General features: G+C 57.2%; 6 protein-coding genes. All 6 read left to right on the forward strand.

What is annotated here, in order from left to right; all coding sequences use genetic code 11:
* The first annotated feature begins 591 nt into the window (after window positions 1–591).
* Window positions 592–930, forward strand: a complete 339-nt coding sequence (locus tag ACMNI9_RS07145; RefSeq protein ID WP_225749553.1) for a GntR family transcriptional regulator — start codon at window positions 592–594, stop codon at window positions 928–930.
* Between the two features lie 22 nt (window positions 931–952).
* The gene (locus ACMNI9_RS07150) at window positions 953–1,885 is read left to right on the forward strand and encodes a slipin family protein (protein ID WP_114568037.1); all 933 of its coding nucleotides are present in this window, start codon (window positions 953–955) and stop codon (window positions 1,883–1,885) included.
* Between the two features lie 272 nt (window positions 1,886–2,157).
* Window positions 2,158–3,780 (forward strand): molybdopterin-dependent oxidoreductase, encoded by a 1,623-nt coding sequence (locus tag ACMNI9_RS07155; RefSeq protein ID WP_418831347.1) that lies wholly within the window; start codon window positions 2,158–2,160, stop codon window positions 3,778–3,780.
* A gap of 1 nt (window position 3,781) precedes the next feature.
* Complete coding sequence (locus ACMNI9_RS07160; RefSeq protein WP_216528803.1) at window positions 3,782–4,807, forward strand: molybdopterin-dependent oxidoreductase; 1,026 nt, start codon at window positions 3,782–3,784, stop codon at window positions 4,805–4,807.
* A 30-nt stretch (window positions 4,808–4,837) separates the two neighbouring features.
* Complete coding sequence (locus ACMNI9_RS07165) at window positions 4,838–5,497, forward strand: 4Fe-4S dicluster domain-containing protein (protein WP_418831348.1); 660 nt, start codon at window positions 4,838–4,840, stop codon at window positions 5,495–5,497.
* A 2-nt stretch (window positions 5,498–5,499) separates the two neighbouring features.
* Window positions 5,500–6,459, forward strand: coding sequence for an NrfD/PsrC family molybdoenzyme membrane anchor subunit (nrfD, locus tag ACMNI9_RS07170; protein ID WP_114568033.1), 960 nt, complete (start codon window positions 5,500–5,502; stop codon window positions 6,457–6,459).
* The last annotated feature ends 233 nt before the right edge of the window (window positions 6,460–6,692 follow it).

The following is a 6,692-nucleotide window of genomic DNA, read 5'->3' on the forward strand; positions in this document are numbered from 1 at the left end:
GGGTCGTCGAAGTTGGCGCCGTTCCCGTTGCCGTTTGGCTTGCTTTCCGTTATGCCTGGTCACGGCCTTGGGCTGTTGCGCTGCGCTTTTGCGAGCGCTTGTCTGGTCGGCTCAAGCGACCTCAAACCGTCAAAACCTGCCGGCGGGAGCGGTTTTTCGCGCGCAAGCGCCGCTGTGGGGGCAGGGACGGGAGGTGGGGGCGGCGCGGGAGCGCGAAACGGGGGTGTGGCGACGTGGGAGCGCGAAACGGGAGCGCGAAACGGGTGCGCACTCCGCGAACGAGGTAGGCGACCGGCGAAGAGCTGGCTCGGTTCGTGCCGCCGAACCAGAGGAGCCTGCGCGAACGGGGCGGGGCCGGGAGCGGTGGGCGGGGTGGCAGCGAGCTTGCGTCTCGCCAGTCCCGCGCCGCGTCCCGTTCCCTCGTCCCGCCAGACGCCCGCCGGGCTTGGATCCACACGTTTCCCAATGCGTTCGGATTGTGCTGCTTGGATGACCTCTTTTGAATCATGGTATCATACATATGCAGGATGCTTTTGAGAGGCGGAGTCCACCCCTTTGTTTGAATCATTGCACATAAACGAGAAATCCGGCGTGCCCGTATGGGTGCAGATTCGCAACAACTTGATCTTCCTTATTAAAAGCGGCCAGATCAAGCCGGGGGATGTGCTGCCAACTGTACGCGAACTTGCGACGCAGCTTGGCGTGAACTACAACACCATTCATAAGGTGTACCAGGATCTTGAAGCGGACAATCTCATTTGTTCGAGTCGCGGCAAGCGATCGTTCGTTGCCGACGTCGACAAAGATGTACTGCAGCTACCGGAATCTCCCGTGGACCTTGTTATCGACGAACTGGTACGCGTGGCTCGGGAGAGCAACGTCTCGGAGGGGGACGTGTTGGTGCGGGTGAAGGAACGCTTTTCCGAGTAACCGATCGAATAGGGGAGATAACATGGGGGAGAGGTCGTTTTTCAGCGAGCCCGAAGAGCGGGATCGCTCGAGCGTTTCGGCTGAGATCGAAGACAATTTCAAGGATACGGCTACAAGTCGCTGGGGCGCTACGATGTTGCGCTGGGTTCTGGTTCTGGCCGTTGTGGCTGTTTTCGGACTGATTGCATGGCTTGCATCGTCGGTTGCGATTCTTGTGGTCGGCATAGTGGCAGGTGCTGTCTTGTTCAGCTGTGCGCATGTTGTACTTGAATGGGAGCGCGCCGTGGTTATGCGCTTTGGTCGGTTCAACCGCGTGGCCGGTCCCGGTCTTATCCTTATGATTCCCTTTGTCGAATACGCGTCGGCGGTCATCGACTTGCGTATGCGGTCGACGTCGTTCAAAGCTGAGCAGGTACTGACCTCCGACTTGGTTCCTGTGAACGTAGACGCGGTCTTGTTCTGGATGGTGTGGGACGCGGGCAAGGCGTGCTCTGAAATTCGCAACTTCGAGCGCCTGGTGTTCTGGATTGCCCAAACCACGTTGCGCGACGTGATCGGCGGCGTCAATATCGCGCAGATGGGCATGCGTCGCGCCCAAATCGACAAAGAGATCGCAGCCATCCTTGAGCGGAAAACCAGCGAATGGGGCATTACGGTGGTGTCGGTGGAGATCCGCGACATCAAGATCCCCGAAGAGCTGCAGGAGGCCATGTCGGCTGAAGCCCGCGCTGAGCGCGAGTACAACGCGCGCGTCATCTTGGCTGAAGTTGAGAAGGAGATATCCGAAATGTTCGTGGACGCCGCGCGCACGTACAAAGAAGAAGATGCGGCGCTGCAGCTTCGCGCTATGAGCTTCGTGTCGGATAGCGTGAAGGAGAAGGGCGGCCTTGTGGTGATACCCAGCGCGTTGTCGGATGCGTTCGAGGGGTTGGAGAGCCTTGCTAGAAAAGGGTAGGACATTTTCGGCAAAATAGGTCTTTGAACAGCAAAAACGATAACCGGGTTCCTTGTTGAAAAGAAGCCCGGTTATCGTTTTGGGCAAAGCTCGATCCATTCTTGAAAAAGAATCATATATCACTAAGACAAGTATCACATATTTGTATGATTTATGATACGATACAGCTTGGAGGTAAAGCGACGGGGGAGCTAGACCGCTCGAAATGCTTGAGACGAGCAAGATTCGAGGCGTCTGTCCTCTTCGCGCCACAGGGAGAGAAAGGAAGGGGAATGAAAAAGAAGTTCGTGTGGGTAACTACAGTGCTCTTGGCCGGATCGCTTTGCGCTGTTGGCTGTGCGCAGCAGGACCCGGCGGCAGAGGGCGATGCTTCGGGCGAGGGGAAACAATACGCCAACAGCATCGAGGAGTCCGAGGCGGTGCTTGCCGAGGAGAATGCCCGCTGGCAGGAGATTAACAAGGAGTACGCTCCTGAGATTCGCACTCTGGAAGACGGAACCAAGGTCCAGCGTACGCCATCCGAGTATCAGTGTTACCACTGGAACCGCCCCTATGAAGAAGGTACGACGTACAATAACTATTTCTTGGATGCCGACAACCGTGGTTGCGGAGCTTGCCACGAAGATCTTGGCGACGCCTTGTCCAACATGGAATATGCTCACCCCACCGTATGGAACGATGCGCTAGGCAGCAAGCTCACCGTCGATCAGTGCATGCTGTGCCACAGCGCCGATGATGGCCAAGAAATGGGTACCGTGATGCACGCCGTGCACTATGGCGAGCGCAACGGCGCCAACTTCGAGGACCGTGGCGGAAAATGCATCAGCTGCCATAACATTACTGAGAACGGCAACGGTGCTGAGCTTTGGGACGAGGTCAAGTACGACCATCTGGACGGGATCGTTAAAGTGAAGGATGTCCAGGGCGAATTCAAGTTCGACCAAACCACCACCACTGCACCCGAAGATATGTTTACCTACGATTGGATTCATTCCAATTACGATCACCTGATCCATATCATGGGTAAAAACGTCCTTGATGCGGAAATGCCGCAGGACTTCGTGGACAATTGGGAAGTCACCATAAACGGCCTGGTGAACAAGCCGTATACCGCCAAGCTTGCTGATCTCATCGCTGAGGCCGAGGGCGCCGGTGCAACGGTTACAAAACTCTCCAAAATCCACTGCGTGGACAACATGCCTGGAGGTGGCGGTATTTCCAACGTAGAAATCACGGGCATTCCGTTGAGCTGGCTCATTGAGAAGGGCGGCGGCGCAAGCAAAGACATCACCGGTGTGTTGTTCGATCGTCGGGAGTTTCACACTAATGGCGAAATGACGCATAGCAACCGTGGCGTGCCGGAGGCAAGCTTCGACGACGTGTACCTGGTGTACGAAATTGGCGGCAAGCGTCTCGATCCTAGTCAGGGTAGCCCCTGCATCAACTGGGTCGAGGGATGCGATGCTCAGTCATTCGTGAAGCAGTGCATGGGCTATACGCTGACCGACGAAGAGAAGCCTTGGGAAGACTGGATGATGAATGGCTTCAACTCGTATGGCGAGGGCCCGTACATCAACAAGCCCAACGCCTCTATCCTGAAGGTCCCTGAAGGCATGATCATCGAGACCGGGAAGCCGTTCACGTTCGAAGGCTATGCCGATGCGTACGACGAAGCGGTCACCAAGCTTGAGTTCTCCATGGACAACGGCAAAACGTGGACTGCCTACGACTTGGGCCAGACCGATCCTCGACAGTGGGTGTACTGGCACTATACGTGGACGCCCGAAACCGACGGCAGCTACGTGCTGACGATCCGCGGCACCACGGAAACGGGTCTGGTCAGCGTTAATAACCAAAAAGTCATGGTTACTGCTAAGAGCAATGTGGAGGGATAACATGAGACATTCCATTGGGACGAAGGTGCTGGGTTGCACGATGGGTGCCAGTATCGCGCTGGGCGGCATAAGCGCGTTCGGTCCCGGGGTAGCGATTGCGGCGGAGGATTTAAGCCCTGTTCAAGTGATGCAGCGCAATGCAGTGGACTACGTCAAAGTTGCGAACGTGGCCGGTAGCTTCTCGTTTTGCCAGGACACGCTCACGCCAACCGACGAGGTGTTCAACCTGTTCGGCACGGCTGCCACCAGCATGTGCGCCAAGCCTGGCTATGCCTTTGATGCGGTGACTCACGAGAGCTACTATGTCAATATCGGCGGCAATGTGGAGAAGGTGCGCACCATAGGACTCGAGGAAATCGAGCGCATGAAGGCCGAGACCGAGAAAATGCGCTGCACTTGCAGCATGAGCCCCGCGCTTGCCATGGCCAGCGTCACAGGAGTTAAAGTGTCGGACATGCTTTCCTTGGTTGACGTTGATCCGCAGGTTAACACGATCACGTTCAAAGACAAGGATGGCTATGGCCTGCCGATGCCGCTGACGTATGTGACGGATAAAGAAGCAATGCTGGTGTACCAGATCGGCGACCAGAAGCTTTCGGACGGCGAGCGCTTGCAGGTTTGGATTCCCGATACCGTGGCGAAGTACTTCACGCGTGCGGTTACCGATATCGAGCTATCCGTGTCCGACGAGGTTCCCGAGGTTCAAGGCCCGGATGCAGACTATCGTGCCAAGGTGAGCGTGCTCAACACGGTTTCCGATACGTTCAAGGTTGGAGACATGGTCACGTTCGAGGGCTATGCGGATGATTGCGGAAAGCAGATCAAGGCCGTGGAGTTCTCTCTGGACGGCGGACAGACGTGGAGTGCGTTCGATACGTCTGAGGCCACCACGCAGGATTGGGTGCATTGGCACTTCGACTATGTGACCGAGGAGCCGGGTTCGTTCAAACTTGACGTTCGGGCCGTTGCCGAAGACGGCGTCGTTTCTCCCCTTGCTTCTAGTGTTGTGTTTAACGTCGAGGAATAGCCGCCGTCGACATTGAAAGTAGGTGTAAACATGGGAGAAGAAGCGAACGTAACGCGCCGAGTGCTCTTGCGGGCATCGGCCGCGGGCGCATGCGCGCTTGCGCTGGGAGAAGTTGTTACTTCTGGCGATGAGGCGCGCGCTCAAGAAGTGGATTTGGCGCCTGAGCATGACGGCGTTCGGTACGGTTTCTTGGTTGCCTTGTCTCGCTGTTCTGGCTGCGGGCGTTGTGTTGAAGCATGCAGGAAGCATAACGGCCTGGCCGAAGATGCTCCTGGCAGGCGGACTGTTTCCTCGTACCAGCGTAAAAGAGGACGGACGTTCTTTATCTCCACATCCTGCATGCATTGTGCCGATCCGAGCTGCATGAAGGTTTGCCCGGCTGGTGCGATCTCGAAGGACGTTAACGGTGTTGTGCGGGTAAACAAGAACGTGTGCATAGGCTGTAAGTACTGCTTCCAAGCGTGTCCGTACGAGGTTCCTCGATACGATTCGGCTGCCATGGATAAGTGCGATTGCTGCCGTGGGTCGGGGCTTTCTATTGAGGATGAGCCGTACTGCGTGCGCGCGTGCAAATTCGGCGCTCTGCAATTCGGACCTTTGGACGAGCTGATGGAGTCTACAGGGGGCTCTGCGGTTCCCATCGCCCAAGCGAACGATCCGTCTTGCTTGCTGCTGGGAACGGAGAAGTGAGTATGGAGATGCAATCGATATGGGGTTGGCAGCCCGCGTTGTACCTGTTTTTAGGCGGCATGGGAGCTGGGGGGTTCGTTACGGCAGCGGTGCTCTATCTGATAGACCAGAAGCGTCACGCCAAGATTATTTGTGCTTCCATGTGGGCATCAGCGGTGTGCTTGGGCGTTGGCTTGCTGCTACTGCTGTCCGAACTGACCCAACCGATGCGCGGGCTTATGATGTGGCAAAGCTTCAGTCACTTCACCTCGTGGATGACATATGGTGCTTGGGGTGCGTTTGCGGCCATTATCGTGTTCGGCTTGTCGGCGGTGCTGGCCGTGGGCAAAGTGGAAAGGCATCTTGCCAACAGCGCGGAACGAGCGAAGGGGCTTGTTCGCATGCGCAAGGTGTTGGCGGTCATCGGCATTGCGCTCGGTTTGTTCGTGGCGGTGTACACGGGCATGCTGCTCATGATGGCTCCGGGCGTGCCGCTATGGAATACGTTGTTGCTGCCGTGTTTGTTTGCGGTATCAGGTATCGATACGGGTGTTGCGCTGGTTGAGGTGACGGCTGTGGTGCTGGCAAAAAAGGATCCTTTGGCATCTCGTGCTTCTTGGTTGATGGAAGTCGCGGTGGTGGCGCTCGTGATCGTGGAATGCTTCGTACTTGGCGCTCTTTTGGTTTCTTCGTTGGGCGGAGAAGGGTCGGCCGTAGCAGCAGCAGCTGCCCAGTCCGCCCAGATGCTCGCTACTGGTTCCCTTGCCCCGCTTTTCTGGGGTCTGGTGGTCGGATGCGGCCTTGTGTTGCCTTTGGTCGCGTCCGTTGTCGGGCTGGTGAAGCACAAGAAGGGTACGGGCAGATTGATGGCGTGCGGCGCTGTGGGCGCGCTCGTCGGCGGGTGCGCGTTGCGCTTCCTGGTTCTTGCCGCCGGCGTCCATGCGGACGTGGTGGGCGAAACGGTCATGAGGATGATCGGCTAGCACGACACGATCTGATAGCGAAAACGGCGCCTCGGAAATGCTCCGAGGCGCCGTTTGCTGTAAGGCCGTTCTTGCGATGCCGGCGCGGGAGGCCGACGCGTGCGCGCCGTTCGCCCCTTTCGCTAACTTGCGCACGAAAAACCGCTCCCGCTGGCAGATTTTCACGTTTAGGGGTCGTCGAAGTTGGCGCCGTTCCCGTTGCCGTTTGGCTTGCTTTCCGTTATGCCTGGTCA

This window comes from Paraeggerthella sp. (genome assembly GCF_048427265.1).
Lineage (GTDB): Bacteria > Actinomycetota > Coriobacteriia > Coriobacteriales > Eggerthellaceae > Paraeggerthella > Paraeggerthella hominis.